General features: G+C 60.4%; 16 protein-coding genes. 7 read left to right on the top strand and 9 right to left on the bottom strand.

What is annotated here, in order from left to right; all coding sequences use genetic code 11:
- Nucleotides 1-177: 177 nt before the first annotated feature.
- Together HU773_RS17160 and HU773_RS17155 are read left to right on the top strand one after the other, a co-directional pair.
- The gene (locus tag HU773_RS17160) at nucleotides 178-1,146 is read left to right on the top strand and encodes a hypothetical protein (RefSeq protein WP_057959125.1); all 969 of its coding nucleotides are present in this window, start codon (nucleotides 178-180) and stop codon (nucleotides 1,144-1,146) included.
- Nucleotides 1,147-1,231: 85 nt separating this feature from the next.
- Entirely contained in the window at nucleotides 1,232-1,852 is a 621-nt protein-coding gene (locus tag HU773_RS17155) for a transglycosylase SLT domain-containing protein (protein ID WP_225923796.1), read from the top strand.
- 40 nt (nucleotides 1,853-1,892) lie between these two features.
- Here HU773_RS17155 and HU773_RS17150 read toward each other — a convergent pair whose 3' ends face one another.
- Both HU773_RS17150 and HU773_RS17145 read right to left on the bottom strand, forming a co-directional pair.
- Nucleotides 1,893-3,062 (bottom strand): hypothetical protein, encoded by a 1,170-nt coding sequence (locus HU773_RS17150; RefSeq protein ID WP_170060312.1) that lies wholly within the window; start codon nucleotides 3,060-3,062, stop codon nucleotides 1,893-1,895.
- Between the two features lie 14 nt (nucleotides 3,063-3,076).
- Entirely contained in the window at nucleotides 3,077-3,964 is an 888-nt protein-coding gene (locus HU773_RS17145) for a nitrilase family protein (protein WP_057439430.1), read from the bottom strand.
- 183 nt (nucleotides 3,965-4,147) lie between these two features.
- Between HU773_RS17145 and HU773_RS17140 the strand changes: the two genes are divergently transcribed.
- The 4 genes from HU773_RS17140 (at nucleotide 4,148) to HU773_RS17125 (ending at nucleotide 7,976) form a co-directional block, all read left to right on the top strand.
- Nucleotides 4,148-4,492 carry an FKBP-type peptidyl-prolyl cis-trans isomerase gene (locus tag HU773_RS17140; protein ID WP_057959126.1) on the top strand — a complete coding sequence of 115 codons (345 nt, stop codon included), beginning with the start codon at nucleotides 4,148-4,150 and terminating at the stop codon, nucleotides 4,490-4,492.
- A 148-nt stretch (nucleotides 4,493-4,640) separates the two neighbouring features.
- Nucleotides 4,641-5,861, top strand: a complete 1,221-nt coding sequence (locus HU773_RS17135; RefSeq protein ID WP_115128533.1) for a putative DNA modification/repair radical SAM protein — start codon at nucleotides 4,641-4,643, stop codon at nucleotides 5,859-5,861.
- Complete coding sequence (locus HU773_RS17130; protein WP_057439426.1) at nucleotides 5,858-6,691, top strand: TIGR03915 family putative DNA repair protein; 834 nt, start codon at nucleotides 5,858-5,860, stop codon at nucleotides 6,689-6,691. Before HU773_RS17135 ends, HU773_RS17130 begins: the two co-directional genes overlap by 4 nt.
- A 322-nt stretch (nucleotides 6,692-7,013) precedes the next feature.
- Nucleotides 7,014-7,976, top strand: a complete 963-nt coding sequence (locus HU773_RS17125) for an IS110 family RNA-guided transposase (protein WP_076965387.1) — start codon at nucleotides 7,014-7,016, stop codon at nucleotides 7,974-7,976.
- A 72-nt stretch (nucleotides 7,977-8,048) separates the two neighbouring features.
- On the opposite strand, the gene HU773_RS17120 is transcribed toward HU773_RS17125, so the two are convergent.
- The 7 genes from HU773_RS17120 to ctlX form a co-directional block, all read right to left on the bottom strand.
- The gene (locus HU773_RS17120) at nucleotides 8,049-8,546 is read right to left on the bottom strand and encodes an Lrp/AsnC family transcriptional regulator (RefSeq protein ID WP_057439425.1); all 498 of its coding nucleotides are present in this window, start codon (nucleotides 8,544-8,546) and stop codon (nucleotides 8,049-8,051) included.
- Nucleotides 8,547-8,560: 14 nt separating this feature from the next.
- On the bottom strand, nucleotides 8,561-9,403 hold the full coding sequence (locus HU773_RS17115) for an ABC transporter ATP-binding protein (protein ID WP_225923795.1): 843 nt from the start codon (nucleotides 9,401-9,403) through the stop codon (nucleotides 8,561-8,563).
- Nucleotides 9,404-9,406: 3 nt separating this feature from the next.
- Nucleotides 9,407-10,120, bottom strand: a complete 714-nt coding sequence (locus HU773_RS17110) for an ABC transporter permease (RefSeq protein WP_057439424.1) — start codon at nucleotides 10,118-10,120, stop codon at nucleotides 9,407-9,409.
- On the bottom strand, nucleotides 10,117-10,818 hold the full coding sequence (locus HU773_RS17105; protein WP_057960092.1) for an ABC transporter permease: 702 nt from the start codon (nucleotides 10,816-10,818) through the stop codon (nucleotides 10,117-10,119). Before HU773_RS17105 ends, HU773_RS17110 begins: the two co-directional genes overlap by 4 nt.
- A gap of 102 nt (nucleotides 10,819-10,920) precedes the next feature.
- The gene (locus HU773_RS17100; protein WP_057439422.1) at nucleotides 10,921-11,700 is read right to left on the bottom strand and encodes an ABC transporter substrate-binding protein; all 780 of its coding nucleotides are present in this window, start codon (nucleotides 11,698-11,700) and stop codon (nucleotides 10,921-10,923) included.
- Between the two features lie 257 nt (nucleotides 11,701-11,957).
- Nucleotides 11,958-13,004 carry an ornithine cyclodeaminase gene (gene ocd, locus HU773_RS17095; protein ID WP_057960091.1) on the bottom strand — a complete coding sequence of 349 codons (1,047 nt, stop codon included), beginning with the start codon at nucleotides 13,002-13,004 and terminating at the stop codon, nucleotides 11,958-11,960.
- A gap of 11 nt (nucleotides 13,005-13,015) precedes the next feature.
- Complete coding sequence (ctlX, locus tag HU773_RS17090; RefSeq protein ID WP_120733536.1) at nucleotides 13,016-13,942, bottom strand: citrulline utilization hydrolase CtlX; 927 nt, start codon at nucleotides 13,940-13,942, stop codon at nucleotides 13,016-13,018.
- A 309-nt stretch (nucleotides 13,943-14,251) separates the two neighbouring features.
- Here ctlX and HU773_RS17085 point away from each other — a divergent pair, with 309 nt between their 5' ends.
- Nucleotides 14,252-15,142, top strand: coding sequence for a GNAT family acetyltransferase (locus HU773_RS17085; RefSeq protein ID WP_186626266.1), 891 nt, complete (start codon nucleotides 14,252-14,254; stop codon nucleotides 15,140-15,142).
- The last annotated feature ends 12 nt before the right edge of the window (nucleotides 15,143-15,154 follow it).

Raw genomic sequence — 15,154 nt, 5'->3', positions numbered from 1 at the left:
GCCTGCAACAGGGCATGTCTGGCTTGTGTGGAGTACGACAACTGGCCTTGAGCATAGTGCAGACCGATTCAGCTTGACGGGGTGCGAATGCACCAGTCGTCCTAGTGCATTTGTGCCGAGACCGCAGGCGTCGGCCTGGACAAACTGAAGGTCTACTCATTTGTCCAAGGAACGATTATGACCTCCCTCTATGAAACCCATCGCTCGCCTTTTCGTGTGTCCTGGGGCTCGGTACTGGCCGGCAGTGCAATTGCCCTGGTGACCTACCTGGTACTCAGCGTACTGGGCACCGCCATCGGCGCCAGTGCGGTCGACCCCATGGCGGCAGGCAACCCGTTGAGCGGCTTTGGCACTGGCGCCGGGATCTGGCTGTTTGTGTCCACGCTGTTGGCGATTGGCGTGGGCGCCTTTGTCGCCGGCCGCACAGCCCCGGATCGCGGCGGCCTGCATGGTGTCCTGAGCTGGACCATCACCACCTTGCTCACCACCTGGCTGCTGGCAGCATTGGCCACCAGCGTGGTCGGCGCCGCGGGCAATGTCGTAGGCAAAGGCCTGTCGGCGGCCGGTAGCGGCATTGCCGCCGTGGCCCCCGGCATCAGCGACAGCGTCAAGCAGCAGTTGGACGAAAAGGGCATCAGTTTGGATTGGGATAGCCTGCAGGGCGAACTCGACACCTTGCTCAAGCAAAGCGGCAAGGTTGAACTGGATCCGGCTAACGTCGAGCAAACAGCTAACCAGGCAGCGGCAGACGGTCAGCAATCGGCCACTGATGCCGCCACCAACCCGGCCCAGGCCGCGAGCGAACTCAAGCAATGGTTCGAGCGCGTCAAAGCCTCTGGTGAGCCGGCGTTGAATGCGGCCGACAAAGAGGCGCTGGTGAACATCGTCGCCGCCCGTACTGGCAAGAGCCAGGCCGAGGCCAGCCAGATTGTCGAGAACTATGCCCAGGCCTATCAGCAGGCCGTGCAGAAAGTCGAGGAACTCAAGGCCCAGGCCGAACAAAAGGCCCGCGAGGCCGGTGAAGTGGCGGCCAAGCAACTGTCCCGCGCGGCGTGGAGCACCTTGTTGATGTTGGTACTGGGTGCCGCATTGAGCTTTGGCATCGGTCGCCTGGCCATTTCGACCCGCAAAGTGCCCGTGGCTTGATCAAGGCCCATTGATTCGTAACCGCAACACCTTGCGTGAGCGCGTAAACTGTCGGCTTTTTTCGCGCTCACGCAAAGGTATGCTTTTGACCCCGGTAAAAACCACAGCCCTCCTGCTATTCACCACCCTGTTGGCGGCGTGCGGTACCTCGCCGCCACGCACCCCTGACGACATCTGCGGCATCTTCCGCGAAAAGGACGACTGGTACGACGCAGCCAAAGTCACCCAGAAGCGCTGGGGTGTGCCGATCCAGGTGCCGTTCGCCATCATGTATCAGGAATCGGGCTTCCGGCAGAACGCCAAGACTCCGCGCAAATACCTGCTGTGGATCATCCCCTGGGGCCGCGTCAGCACCGCTGCCGGCTACGCCCAGGCCAAGGATGAAGTGTGGGGCGACTACCAGAAAAGCACCGGCCGCAACTGGGCCAGCCGCCAGGACTTCGACGACGCGATCGACTTTGTCGGCTGGTACATGGACAAGACCGCCAGCATCAACGGCGTATACAAATACGACGCCTATGGCCAGTACCTCAACTACCACGAAGGCTGGGGCGGCTATCGTAACCGCACCTATGCCAGCAAGGCGTGGCTGTTGCCGGTAGCCGGCAAGGTCAAGGCCCGTTCCGATCTGTATGCGCGCCAGTATGCAGGGTGCAAGGCGGATCTGGAGCGGGGGTTCTGGGGGCGGTTCTGGCGGTGGTTGTAAGGCTGGGAGCGGGTAAGGCTCAAGAGCCTTACCCGGCTGTTTACGCGATCAACCTTCCAACGACGGGCACAATCAGCAAGGTGCTCAACGCCATCGAGATTACATTACCGATATAGGGATGAAAGTGTGTCGGCAGCCGCCCGGCAATGGCACAGGCCAGCGGCGGCGCGATCAACGCGCCAAGCAACGCACTCGATCCAATCACCATCCAACTCCCGCCATGGGTCAGCACCGCTGCCGGTACGACCGAGACCAGCGGCACGTAGGTGGGATACCAACCGCGCTTGATCCACTGACTGCGCCAGATCAGTACACCCAGAGCCGATGTCAGCGCCTGGGCACCGATCAGTTGCAGCACCAGTCCCGACCCATAGGCGGCACTCAACGGGTTCAAGGCATACGCCAGCAGGACTCCCGCCAGTAGGCCAAGGCTGGCCCACTCATTGCCGAAGAACGGCGCTTCGGAAAAATCGGCCAAGACCCTGCGCAAGCTCCAGCCCAGGCCATAGGTTGGCGGCTTGAGCGGCAATGGTTTGTCCGCGGCGATATAGTCCGAGCGCACCAGAATCGGCACGCGGCGACAGATGACAAAGGCAATCACGCTGCCCGCCGCCATGCCCAGCACGTTACCAATCACCACCGGCAAATCCAGCGGTACACAGACAAAATTGACGATCAGCAAGCACATCGGCGTGACCAGCAGCGCCCCCAACAACGCGCCATTGAGGGTGACTTTCCAACCACCCCCAAACATCAGGACCATTGCTGCCGGCAGTGAAACAAACGCGGCGAAGGTGGGTTGCCAGGTCTCGGCGGTGACCGTCCAACCCCATAGCAGGTTGCTCAGCAGCAGGCCCAGCAGGGAACTGGTCACCAACCATGGCCACAGCCCACTGCCGTAGCAAATCGCAAAGCCTTGCCAGCGCTTGCCGGTGCGGCTGGCCCACCAGGCCAGGTATGCACCCGCCAACAACCCGAGGGAGGCAAGCTCATGCTTGTAGAAGGCCACTTCGCTGACATCTCCCAGTACCCAGCGTAGCCAGGCGATGGGGTCGGGAAATGCTGCCACCATATCGCCGTAGCTAGGCCAGGAGCCTTGGTGCGTGAGGACCGTCCAGACAATCAGCGAGATGCTGATGAGCCCCAATGCGATGATCGCCTTATCGACCCGAGATCGCTCGTTTCCAGGTTTCATGAATAAATTTTCCATGACTCGCCCTCCCTTTAGCGTGGCAGGGCGGGGTGCTGGCAATACCCGAGCATCTGATCGTAAAGATCATCGCGCCGGTCACGGTGCAGGTCGTTGAGACTGTTCCAGATCGGCGCACTGCGGGCGCTGGTCAGGTCTATATCGGCGAAGAGGATTTCCTGGCGGTTAGCCGACGCCACTTTGCCGATAGGCCAGCCATTGGTCCCGGCAATCAACGAACACCCCAGGTAGCGTGCATCACGCTCCTCACCGATCCGGCTGGCGGCGGCGATAAACACATTATTGACGTGGGCGGCGGTCATGGTCAGGTACGACGCCATGCATTTACCGGCCTCGTCGAACAGCGGCGGCGGCGTCCACACCCAGTTGTTGAGGCTACAAATAATATCGGCGCCTTGCTGGCTGAGGATGCGTGGTACTTCCGGGAACCAGATGTCCCAGCAGATCAACAGGCCAATGCGCCCGATAGGCGTTTCAAACACCGGAAAGCCCAGGTTGCCAGGGGTGAACCAGAGCTTCTCGAGGTTCCATAGGTGGGCCTTGCGGTACTTACCGATCAACCCATCCGGCCCCAGCAATACCGCAGTATTGAACAACTGCCGACCCTCGATCTCATTCAGGCCCGCCACCAGATACACCTGATGGGTGGCGGCAAACGCCATCCAGGCTTGCACACTGGCCCCGCCGGGAACGGGCTCGGCATGCTCGAATGCGTCCTGGCGGCTGCTGAAGAAGTAACCGCAGTTCGACAACTCGGGCAGTACGATCAGGTTAGCCCCACCATTGACCGCCTCGGCAGCCAAGGCCAGGCTGCGATGCAGATTGCTTTCGCGGTTATCCAGGCCGACCTGGGGGTCGAACTGCACGACAGCGACGCGGACAGGGCTTGTTGGTTGGCTCATTGGGGTGTGACCTCTTATTGTTGTGCAACCGGGGTGGTTGATTTTTTATAAGAGGGGAAAAGATGGCTGAGGTTAAGTCAGGCGCTTCTGGCTGAGGCGTAGTCTGGATCCTTAAGAGTGCACTTGCCAAAGGCGCTTGATTCTGGGAAAAAGCCAGCCAGTGTGAACCCAACGAGATCCCCCATGAGCAACGAAGAACTGCAAATCACCGACATCCGCCAAGGCGACGGTAAAGCCGTGGTCAAGGGGGCGCTGATCACCACTCAATACACCGGCACCCTGGAAGACGGTACGGTGTTTGATTCGTCCTGGGAGCGGGGCAAGCCGTTCCAGTGTGTGATTGGCACCGGGCGTGTGATCAAGGGGTGGGACCGGGGCTTGATGGGGATGAAGGTCGGCGGCGTGCGCAAGCTGTTTGTGCCGGCGCATCTGGCGTATGGCGAGCGGGCGATGGGCGCGCATATCCAGCCCCATAGCAATCTGCATTTCGAGATTGAGTTGCTGGAAGTGCTGACGCGCGACGATTGAAGGTTCGGGGTCGCTCAACTGTTCTTGATGTGTTTGAAAAAACGTCGGCAGCTCCCACAACTATTTGTTCTACCGTTCGCCGATCTCTCCTTGAATGCCGGGTATCGCTGCTGATACTGTACAAAAACACAGTGTCCGGTAGCCCGCCATGCAGTTGATCGAAAAACTCAGCATCCTCGCCGATGCGGCCAAGTACGACGCGTCTTGCGCCAGCAGCGGGGCGCCCAAGCGCACCTCCGAGGGCAAGGCCGGGCTGGGTTCGAGCGATGGCATGGGCATCTGCCACAGCTACACACCCGATGGGCGCTGTGTGTCGTTGCTCAAGGTGCTGCTGACCAATTTCTGCCTCTACGACTGCCAATACTGTGTCAACCGCCGCTCCAGTGACGTGCCCCGTGCGCGGTTCAACCCGGAGGAGGTGGTGAGCCTGACCCTGGATTTCTACCGGCGTAATTGCGTCAGCGGGCTGTTTCTCAGTTCGGGGATCATTCGTTCGGCGGACTACACCATGGAGCAACTGGTGCGGGTCGCCAAGTTGCTGCGTGAGGAGCATGACTTTCGCGGTTATATCCACCTCAAGACCATCCCCGAAGCGGATCCTGCATTGATTGCCGAGGCCGGGCGATATGCCGATCGCTTGAGCGTGAACATTGAGTTGCCCACCGATAAAAGCCTGCAGATCCTCGCGCCGGAGAAGCAGATCGGTTCGATCAAGCAGGCGATGCAGACGATTTTCACCGGCGAGCAAACCGTGCTCAACGAGCCCCGGGCACCGCGGTTCGCCCCGGCCGGGCAAAGCACGCAGATGATTGTCGGCGCCGATGACACCGACGACAGCACCATCCTGCACGGTGCCGAGGCGCTGTATGGCAACTTCAAGTTGCGCCGGGTGTACTACTCGGCGTTCAGCCCGATTCCCAATAGCCCGAAAAGCGTGCCCCTGGCGGCGCCGCCGCTGATGCGCGAGCACCGTTTGTACCAGGCCGATTTCCTGCTGCGCAGTTATGGCTTTCGCGCCAACGAACTGTTCGCGGGGCCGGGGGATCTGGCGCTGGATATCGACCCGAAGCTGGCCTGGGCCCTGGAGCATCGCGAGGTGTTCCCGCTGGACCTGAACCGTGCCGAGGCGACGTTGATCGCGCGTATCCCGGGGATTGGCCTGCGTACCACCGAACGCCTGGTGGAGCTGCGCCGGCAACGCAAGATCCGTTTTGAAGACCTGGCGCGTATGCGCTGCGTGTTGACCAAGGCCAAGCCGTTCTTCATCACCAGCGACTACCACCCCCAGCAGGCGGAAAGCACCAGCGTGCTGCTGCGCGAGCAACTGCGCGACCGCCCGCAACCGCAACAGATGGGGTTATGGGGATGATCAGCCTGGAATGCGACAACCTGTTCAGTACCTGGCGCGAGCAGGCGCGCTGGCTGCTCAGCCATCAGATCGACCCCAGCCATGTCAGTTGGGGCGAAGTGGAAGTGGCGGACCTGTTTGCCACCGATGAACACTACCCCACGCACAATGGCCCGTTCCAGGCACGCATTCCCAAGGCGCTGCTGGAGCTGCTGGAAAGTGCCGCCTGTTACCACGGTGAGCAGCGCTGGAGCCTGTTGTATGAAGTGCTGTGGCGCGTCAGCCATGGTGACCGCACGGCGATGATGGCGGGGGATCAACTGGGCAGCGAGTTGCAACGGCGGATCAAGCAGGTAAGGCGTGAGGCCCACCATCTGCATGCGTTTGTGCGTTTTATCGCGCTGCCGGCGGCGGCGGGGCCGGAGTTGCCGGAGTACGTGGCCTGGCACGAACCGGCCCACGATATTTTGCACAGTGCCAGCCAGCATTTTGTCGGGCGCATGGGCCGTCATCGCTGGATGATCGCGACGCCCCTGGATGGGGTGTATTACGACGGTGAGCAGTTGATTCATCAACGCCAGTGCCCGGAGCAATGGCAGCAGTTGGCGCAGAATGTCGAAGATCCACACAGTGCCATGTGGCTGACCTATTACAGCCATATCTTCAACCCGGCGCGGTTGAATCCCAAGGTCATGGAGGGGCACCTGCCGAGCCGGTTCTGGAAGAATTTGCCGGAGGGTAAGTTGATACCGGGGTTGATCAGCGAGGCGCGGACGGGGAAGCAGCGGGATGGGCAGGCGAAGCTGATTGGTGAGCGCCCCGGCAAGCGGATTTCAGGCGGGCACGGTTAAAACATGTGGGAAACATATGGGAAGCATATGGCGGGCTGGCTTGTGTGGGAGCTGGCTTGCCTGCGATAGCATCACCTCGGTATAGCTGATAGACCGAGGCGTCTGCATCGCAGGCAAGCCAGCTTGTATGGTTAGACTTGTAGGGGTGGTGGGACTAAAAGCCAGCATCTGACTCTAGCCAGTACAGACCGTGGGAGACTTCGTCCCACCCCTTCACCAAAGCGCCGATAAGGAATGCATCGGCCATGACCGACGATAGAAGCAAGCCAGCGCAACGGTGAAGCCCCGACAAGCCCGTAAACCCTAACCCGGAGCTTTTCTCATGGCAATGACTGTCTCGCAATCAATCATTGGAGTGGATGTCGCTAAAGCCGAAGTAGTTGTTTATCAAAGTGAAACTGCTGAAACAAAGATCGTATCGAACAAGAAAAGCGAGCTGAAGGCATGGCTGAAGTCTTTGCCTGCGGGCAGCGCCATCGCAATTGAAGCCACCAATATCTATCACGTGGATACCGTCAACTTGGCTCATTCGATGGGCCATATCGTTTACGTGATTGATGGATATCGCCTTAGCCATTACCGCAAAGGCACAGGTGGTCGCGCTAAAACAGACTTCAGTGATGCGCAGTTGCTGGCTCGCTACTTGAAGAATGAACAGGCTGATTTACGCGCCTGGAATCCGCCGCCGAAGATTTATACCAAGCTTCAAAGCTTGCTGCGTCGACGCGCAGCGCTGGTGAAAATGCGTGTTGCACTGAATCAGAGCTGGGCGGGCGAGCCATCACTCAAGGCCTCGTCCAAGAGCATTTCAGCGTGTCTTGATAGGCATGAGGGGCTCATTGAGAAAAGGATATTAGATGCTGTTACTGAGGCGGGGCTTTTGCATCAGGTCAAGCGCTGCCAAGCCGTCGAGGGCATTGGGTTTCTGACAGCAGTTGCCCTGGTAATGGCGTTTCAGCGAGGAGAATTTGAAAGTGCTGACGCTTACATCGCGTTCTTGGGAATGGACTTGAGAGTATCCGATTCTGGGCAAATGAGCGGACGCCGCTCATTGAGCAAGAAGGGAGATTCAGAGATACGCAGATTGCTGCATAACGCGGCGTCAGCAGGTATCAGGTCAGAAGCCTGGAAACCTTTATACGAGGGTTATCTGGCCAGGGGCCTGAAAACGACTCAAGCCCTGGTCATCATTGGCCGCAAGCTGGCGCGCATCGCCTTTTCGCTCATGAAAAACCTGAGCGAATACCAGTCAAAAGCGGTTTTGGGGGCTTCCCCAAAACCATAGAATCTCCCACACAGCAAGCCCACACAAGTCCACCCCCCCACATCTGATCTGCATCGTGTGAGGCGATGGGGTTCAGGCCAACTCAGTCGCGGTGTTTTTCACCACCGCCAGCTCCGGATGGGCCACCAGTTTGTCGATGTGCAGCTCATCATTGTTCAACCAGGTTTCCGTCAGCACGCGGTAGTGCTCCATGTCCCGGCAGCGCATGCGCAGGCTGTAGTCGAAGGGGCCACTGATCAATTGGCACTCGAACACCTGCGGACAGGCTTTGACGCAGGCTTCAAAGGCTTTTTGCGCCGAGCGCCCGCTCTGGTTCGACAAGGCCACCAGTACCAGCAAGGACAACCCCGGCGAGACCATTTGCACATCAATGATCGCGCCGTAGCCGCGAATCACCCCGCGCCGCTCCAGCTTGCGCACCCGCTCCAGGCAGGGCCTGGGCGTCAGGTGCACCAGCGAAGACAGCTTTTCGTAGGTGATACGCCCCTGATGGCGCAAGACATCAATGATGGCTTCATCAATGCGATCCAGCACTGGGGTGGAATGGGGTCCGTTGGCCTTGGTATCCATGGTCGATTCTGTGTTCACTTCAAGCGGTTGGAGAGAAATTGCTGCAAGCGTTCGCTGGTCGGGTGGTCGAGGATCTCGGCGCTGCCTTGTTCTTCGACACGGCCCTGGTGCAGGAACAGCACCTGGCTGGAGACTTGCCGGGCAAAGCCCATTTCGTGGGTGACCATAAGCATGGTACGACCTTCCTCGGCCAACGTCTGTATGACTTTGAGGACTTCTCCTACAAGCTCCGGATCCAGCGCCGAGGTCGGTTCATCGAACAGGATAATCTCCGGCTCCATGGCCAGGGCCCTGGCGATGGCCACGCGCTGTTGCTGGCCACCGGAGAGAAACGCCGGGTATTGATCGGCGACCCGGCCCGGCAGGCCGACTTTATCCAGGTACATCCGCGCGCGTTTCTCCGCCTCGGCGGCACTGACGCCCAACACCCGGCGTGGCGCCATGCAGATGTTTTCCAGCACGGTCATGTGGCTCCACAGGTTGAAGTGCTGGAACACCATGGCCAGGCGCGTGCGCAGGTTCTGCAGTTGTGCCTGGTGCGGCGCCTGCACCCCGGCGCGACCCTGGCGCATTTCAATGCTGATGCCGTCCAGGGTGATTACCCCGGCGTCGGGCTGTTCGAGGAAATTGATGCAGCGCAGCATGGTGCTTTTGCCGGAGCCGCTGGCGCCGATCAGGCTGATCACATCGCCCTTGCTGGCGTTGAGCGAAACCCCCTTGAGCACTTCGTGGTCGCCGTAGCTTTTATGCAGGTCTTCGACCTTGAGTTTGACGTTGGCGCCGGCCGCCACCACGTTCGGGCGGGGCGCGGCAGTGTGTGTGGGATGAGCGGCCAGGGCCTGTGCGGACTGATTCATGGGTTAGCCTCGGGTCGGGACAAGAAAGCGCATCCAGCGTCGTTCGGCCAGTCGGAACAGGCCCACCAATGCGAAGGACAGCAGCATGTACAGCAGCGCAGCAATGCCGAAGGCCTGGAACGTGAGGAACGTTTCGGCATTGGCGTCACGGGCCACCTTGAGGATGTCGGCGATGGTTGCGGTAAATGCCAGGGACGTGGCGTGCAGCATCAGGATCATTTCGTTGCTGTAGGCCGGCAATGCGCGGCGCAGCGCGGCGGGGATCACCACGAACAGGTTCATCCGCCAGCCGTGCAGGCCGTAGGCCCGCGCGGCTTCAATTTCGCCATGGGGAATATTGCGAATGGCCCCGGCGAAGATTTCCACGGTGTAGGCGCAGGTGTTGAGCACAAAGGCCAGCAGCGTGCAGTTCAAGGCATTGCGGAAAAACTGATTGAGCAGGGCGTTATCCTGCACCACTTCCAGGCTGTACAGGCCGGTGTAGCAAATCAGCAACTGGATATACAGCGGCGTGCCGCGAAACAGGTAGGTGTACACCTCCACCGGCCAGCGTAGCCAGAAGTGCTCGCTGACGCGGGCGATTGCCAGGGGGATGGACAGGAAAAACCCGAGGATCACCGACACGATAAACAGCCACAAGGTCATGGCCACCCCGGAAAACCCCGAGCCATCGGTCCACAGGTACGCCAGGCCATATTGCTGGATCAGTTCGATCATCGCGCCACTCCTTTGATGCCGACGTTGTAGCGCCGTTCCAGGCGTTTGAAGATGCGGTTGGAGAGGGTGGTGATCACCAGGTACACCAGGCCCGCAAGGATCAGGAAGTACAACGGGTCATTGGTGGTCTTGCCGGCGTTCTGCGCGGCCTTGACCAGGTCCGCCAGGCCGATGATCGACACCAGCGCCGTGGACTTGAGCAGTACCAGCCAGTTATTGCCCAGCCCCGGCAACGCAAACCGCATCAATTGCGGGAACATCACCAGCCGAAACCGCTGCCAGCGGCTCAAGCCGTAGGCGGTCGCTGCTTCCAGTTGGCCCACCGGCACACTGAGCATCGCGCCGCGAAAGTTTTCGGTGAAATACGCACCGTAGATAAAACCCAGGGTGATCACACCGGCGGTGAAGGGATCAATTTCGAAGTAGTTCCAGCCAAGCATCTCGGTCAAGTCATTGAGCCACAGTTGCAGGCTGTAGAAGATCAGCAGGATCAGTACCAGGTCCGGCACGCTGCGGATCAAGGTGGTGTAGAGGGTGGCGGGGATGCGCAACAGCTTATGGCTGGACAGCTTGGCACCGGCGGCGATCAGGCCCAGGCTCAGGCTCAGGACCAGCGCGAGGAACGCCAGCTTGATGGTCATCCAGGCACCCTGGGCCAACAGCGGGCCGAAGCCTTGCAGGTTGAGGAGTTCATTCACGGGAAAGTCTCGATAGAACCGGTAGGAACCTGCCGCAAATGGCGGTGTTTGTCGCACCGCCAGCGCTGGCAAGCCGGCTCCTACAGGGGATAGGGCGGGGGATTACTCGTGATAGATATCTTCGTCACCGAAGTACTTCTTCTGGATCAGCGCGTAAGTGCCATCGGCCTGGATGGCTGCGATGCCCTTGTTGATCAGCGCCAGCAGTTCCTGGTCGTTCTTGCGCAGGCCCATGGCAATGTCCAGCGGCAAGGTCGGGTCCTTGAAGGCCGGGCCGGATTGGTAGTCGGCGCCTTCAGGCTTGGACAGGAAGTTGAGCTGGGCTTCGAGCTTGTCGGTCAGCGTCGCGTCGAGGCGGCCGTTTTGCAGGTCGGCATAGTTCTGGTCCTGGGACTGGTATGCCTTGACCTGGGCACCGAGCTTGGCCAGGTGGGCGCGGGCATAGGCTTCCTGCAGCGAGCCCTGGAGCACGCCGACCTGTTTGCCCTTGAGGGATTCGGGGGTGTCGCCGAAACCGGCGCCCTTGCGGGTGATCACCGAGGTGGGGCTGAGGAACAGGCGATCGCTGAAGTCGATCTGTTTTTGCCGGGCCGGGGTCACGGCCATGGAGGACATGATGGCGTCGAACTTGCGCGCACGCAGCGCCGGGATCATGCCGTCGAACTCGTTGTGGACCCAGGTGCACTTGACTTCAAGCTTGGCGCAGATAGCGTTGCCCAGCTCAATGTCGAAACCTTGCAGGCTGCCGTCAGCGGCCACGGATTCAAAGGGTGGGTACTCGGGGAACACGCCGAAACGGATTTCTTTCCATTCCTGGGCCTGGACGGCGGTGGCGCACAAAGGCAGGAGCAGCGCGGCGACGAGTGATCGGAGCGGAGTCATGGTGTTTTCCCTATATTTTGTAATTGATGTCAGGGCAGTAGAAAGGGTGCGGCATGCATTCATTTGCTGACTCTTTGGTCGCGCTCAGAATGCTTCATGATGGTGCGTTTTTTGTGTCGTTTACCTAGTCCTTCGCATGCGGAATGCGCTGTTAAAACGCGGATTGCAGCAGAATCGGCTGCGGCACCCTGTATATCGGCTTTTCAAACCGCGGTTTAGGGCCCGCCGCTTGCGCAAAGCGGCAGGCCAGAGCGGTTTCAGGCGCGCTTTTTATGCTGTGCGGTTGGTCGCTGGGCCAGGCGGGCGAACAGGTCCTTGGGGTCGGCCAGGTCCGGTACCAGCTCCAACTCGCTGCCCACGTCCAGGGCCTTGGCCACATCCAGTACATAACGCAGGGCCGAATAGTCTTCGAGGGCAAAACCTACCGAGTCAAACAGGGTGACCTGGCGCGCATTTTCCCGGCCCGGCTTCTGGCCGTTGATCACTTGCCACAGCTCGGTGACCGGCGAGTCCTCGGGCATATGCTGGATTTCGCCTTCGATACGGCTTTGTGGTTCGTACTCGACGATCACCCGCGCGCGCTCGACGATGCGCCGGTCCAGTTCGGTCTTGCCGGGGCAGTCGCCGCCCACGGCATTGAGGTGCATGCCGGGCTCGATCATGTCGTCGGTAAGGATGGTGGCGTAGGCCTTGTCGGCGGTGACGGTGGTGACGATATCGGCGCCTTTCACCGCTTCGGCGACGCTACCCGCGAGGGTCAGCTTGATCGCCGGGAAGGCCTTGAGGTTGTTCGCCAGCTTGTGCATGGCCTGGGTATCTATATCGAACAGGCGGATCTCATTGATGCCCAGCAAGGTGTGAAACGCCAGGGCCTGGAACTCACTTTGCGAGCCATTGCCGATCAGCGCCATGCTGCGGCTGTTGTCCCGTGCCAGGTAGCGCGCAACCAGGGCCGAAGTGGCGGCAGTGCGGATCGCCGTGGTCAGGGTCATCTCGCTGAGCAGCACCGGTTTGCCGGTATCCACATCCCCCAGGGCGCCGAACGCCATGACCGTGAGCATGCCGCTCTGGGTATTTTTCGGGTGGCCGTTGACGTATTTGAAGGCATACAGCGAAGCATCCGAGACCGGCATCAGTTCGATCACGCCCTCGGGCGAGTGGTTGGCCAGGCGCGCGCATTTTTCGAAGTCATTCCAGCGCAGGTAGTCGGCGCGGATGTACTCGGCCATCTCGGTGATGCAGGTTTGCAGGCCTTTTTGCGATACCAGGTAGCTGAGGTCGTTGACGTCGATATAACGGGTCATGGAAAAACTCCTTATTGGAATGAGGCGCGGGCCGGAAGATGCACTTCGGCCAACATGCAGCGGGCACTGCCGCCGCCGATGCGTTCGATGTTGTCGATATTCACCACGACTGGGTGGGTGTGGCGTTCCACATGCAGGCGCTGCGCCGGCTTGAGCGAGCGCCAGGCGCTGGCCGACATCACCAGCAGCGGCTGGCCGTCGCGGTCGTGGAGTTCCAGCATGTTGCCGGCGAAGGCTTCCAGTTGGTCGAAGTCCAGGGCCAGGATGTCTTTGCCGGTGTCGCGCAGGGAGCGTTCCAGGCCCTGGCGTTCGTGGGTCTCGGGCAGCGCGTCCAGGCACACCACCGACAGGTCGCGGCCGACGCTCATCATCACGTTGCTGTGGTAGATCGGTGCGTGATGGCGGTCGACGGCGTGGAAGGCGCAGACCTGATAGTCCAGGCGCTCGGCAAACTGGCGCAGGGCATCGTGATGGGTGCGCCCGGAGTGGCAGGCGTAGCTGATGCGGTGCTGGCGGTCGAGGACCATGCTGCCAGTGCCTTCGAGGAACATGTTCTGTTGTTCCAGGTGGCTGAAGTCGATGGTGTCTTTGATTGCGAAGCGCTGCTCCAGTACTTGCAGCACGCCTTTATCGCGCTCCAGGCGGCGGTTCTGGCCTTCCATCGGGTACAGCACCAGGCTGCCGTCGGCATGGCTGCTCCACCAGTTATTGGGGAAGATCGAATCCGGGGTATGGGGCGCGGGTGTGTCCTGCACCACCAACACGTCCACACCATGCTGGCGCAGGGTGTCGACATAACCGTCGAACTCTTCCAGCGCTTTGTGCTGTGCGGCCACCGGATCGACGGGCGCGCGCTGGAAGCGGTTGTTGATCGCGGTGTCAGGGTTAAAGGCAAAGTGCGCCGGGCGAATCATCAGGACGGTATTGGTGGTTTGCATGGGGGCACGAGTCCATGGGGTTGGGCATTGAGGCTATTTTGTGCGCTCTGGCCGCAGAATCCCGGCTGAAACAGGGGAGCAGCCCAGCCGGGAAAGCTGAAAAGAGGGGTATGGCAGCCGAATCGGCTGTCAGGGGGGCGCTCAATCCTGTAGGAGCCGACTTGTGTGGGAGCTGGCTTGCCTGCGATAGCATCACCGCGGTGTGGCGGACACACCGAGGTGCCTGCATCGCGGGCAAGCCCGGCTCCCACACAAGCCCACACATGGGTATTGTGGTGGCTGTCATTACGTCACCCGTCAGGAGGAGTCATGTCTACCGCCGTCCGCCTCGCCCAACCCACCGATGCCGAAGGCATCAGCCAGGTCATCCTGGCGGCCCTACGCAGCAGCAATGCCCGCGACTACCCGGCGGATGTGATTGCGCGGGTGGCGAGCAACTTCACGCCGGAGGCGGTGCTGCAATTGCTCACGCGGCGTACCGTGCTGGTTGCACTCCAGGATCAAGAAATCGTCGCGACCGCCGCCTTGGACGCCAATGTGGTGCGTTCGGTGTTCGTCAACCCGGCGCTGCAAGGGCAGGGCATCGGCCGCCAACTGATGGTCGATATCGAACAGCGGGCCCGTGAGGCTGGGGTCACGGTATTGAGCGTACCGTCGTCCCTCACCGCCGAGCCGTTTTATACCAAGCTGGGGTTCCAGACCGTGCGGGATGTGTACCACGGCAACGAGCGCACCCTGGTGATGGAGAAAGTATTGTCGTCTCGCCACCCCATCGGCGTGTATCGCGACCGTTTGCATCGGGCCCAGGTCGCGGCGTTATGGCAGACGGCGTTTGGTTATGACACACCACATAACCGGCCGGAACTGGCGATTGATAGAAAGCTTGCGGTGGAGGACGGGCTGTTCTTTGTCGCCACCCACGGCAAGGCCGTGATCGGCACCTTGATGGCAGGTTACGACGGGCATCGGGGTTGGTTGTATTCGGTGGCCGTGCATCCGGACTATCGCCGGCAAGGCCTGGGCGCGTCGTTGGTGCGCCATGGGGAACAGGCGTTGATCGCCCTGGGCTGCCTGAAGATCAACCTGCAGATCAATCTGGGCAACGATACGGTGGTGGGCTTCTACGAAGCACTGGGGTATGGCGTGGAGCCGAGGATCAGCATGGGCAAGAAGATTGCGCAAAACCTGCCAAAATCCTGAAACCACCTGTAA

This window comes from Pseudomonas shahriarae, assembly GCF_014268455.2.
GTDB lineage: Bacteria > Pseudomonadota > Gammaproteobacteria > Pseudomonadales > Pseudomonadaceae > Aquipseudomonas > Aquipseudomonas shahriarae.
Note: the sequence above shows the minus strand (reverse complement) of the source record. Positions and strands in the feature narration are given on the sequence as shown.

What these genes read in the sequence shown, in the direction of transcription:
- HU773_RS17115 (WP_225923795.1), bottom strand. Translation starts at nt 9,403, where the DNA reads ATGAATCAGTCCGCACAGGCCCTGGCCGCTCATCCCACACACACTGCC.
- HU773_RS17150 (WP_170060312.1), bottom strand. Translation starts at nt 3,062, where the DNA reads ATGGAAAATTTATTCATGAAACCTGGAAACGAGCGATCTCGGGTCGAT.
- HU773_RS17085 (WP_186626266.1), top strand. Translation starts at nt 14,252, where the DNA reads ATGTCTACCGCCGTCCGCCTCGCCCAACCCACCGATGCCGAAGGCATC.
- ocd (WP_057960091.1), bottom strand. Translation starts at nt 13,004, where the DNA reads ATGACCCGTTATATCGACGTCAACGACCTCAGCTACCTGGTATCGCAA.
- HU773_RS17145 (WP_057439430.1), bottom strand. Translation starts at nt 3,964, where the DNA reads ATGAGCCAACCAACAAGCCCTGTCCGCGTCGCTGTCGTGCAGTTCGAC.
- HU773_RS17160 (WP_057959125.1), top strand. Translation starts at nt 178, where the DNA reads ATGACCTCCCTCTATGAAACCCATCGCTCGCCTTTTCGTGTGTCCTGG.
- HU773_RS17135 (WP_115128533.1), top strand. Translation starts at nt 4,641, where the DNA reads ATGCAGTTGATCGAAAAACTCAGCATCCTCGCCGATGCGGCCAAGTAC.
- ctlX (WP_120733536.1), bottom strand. Translation starts at nt 13,942, where the DNA reads ATGCAAACCACCAATACCGTCCTGATGATTCGCCCGGCGCACTTTGCC.
- HU773_RS17130 (WP_057439426.1), top strand. Translation starts at nt 5,858, where the DNA reads ATGATCAGCCTGGAATGCGACAACCTGTTCAGTACCTGGCGCGAGCAG.
- HU773_RS17140 (WP_057959126.1), top strand. Translation starts at nt 4,148, where the DNA reads ATGAGCAACGAAGAACTGCAAATCACCGACATCCGCCAAGGCGACGGT.
- HU773_RS17110 (WP_057439424.1), bottom strand. Translation starts at nt 10,120, where the DNA reads ATGATCGAACTGATCCAGCAATATGGCCTGGCGTACCTGTGGACCGAT.
- HU773_RS17125 (WP_076965387.1), top strand. Translation starts at nt 7,014, where the DNA reads ATGGCAATGACTGTCTCGCAATCAATCATTGGAGTGGATGTCGCTAAA.
- HU773_RS17100 (WP_057439422.1), bottom strand. Translation starts at nt 11,700, where the DNA reads ATGACTCCGCTCCGATCACTCGTCGCCGCGCTGCTCCTGCCTTTGTGC.
- HU773_RS17120 (WP_057439425.1), bottom strand. Translation starts at nt 8,546, where the DNA reads ATGGATACCAAGGCCAACGGACCCCATTCCACCCCAGTGCTGGATCGC.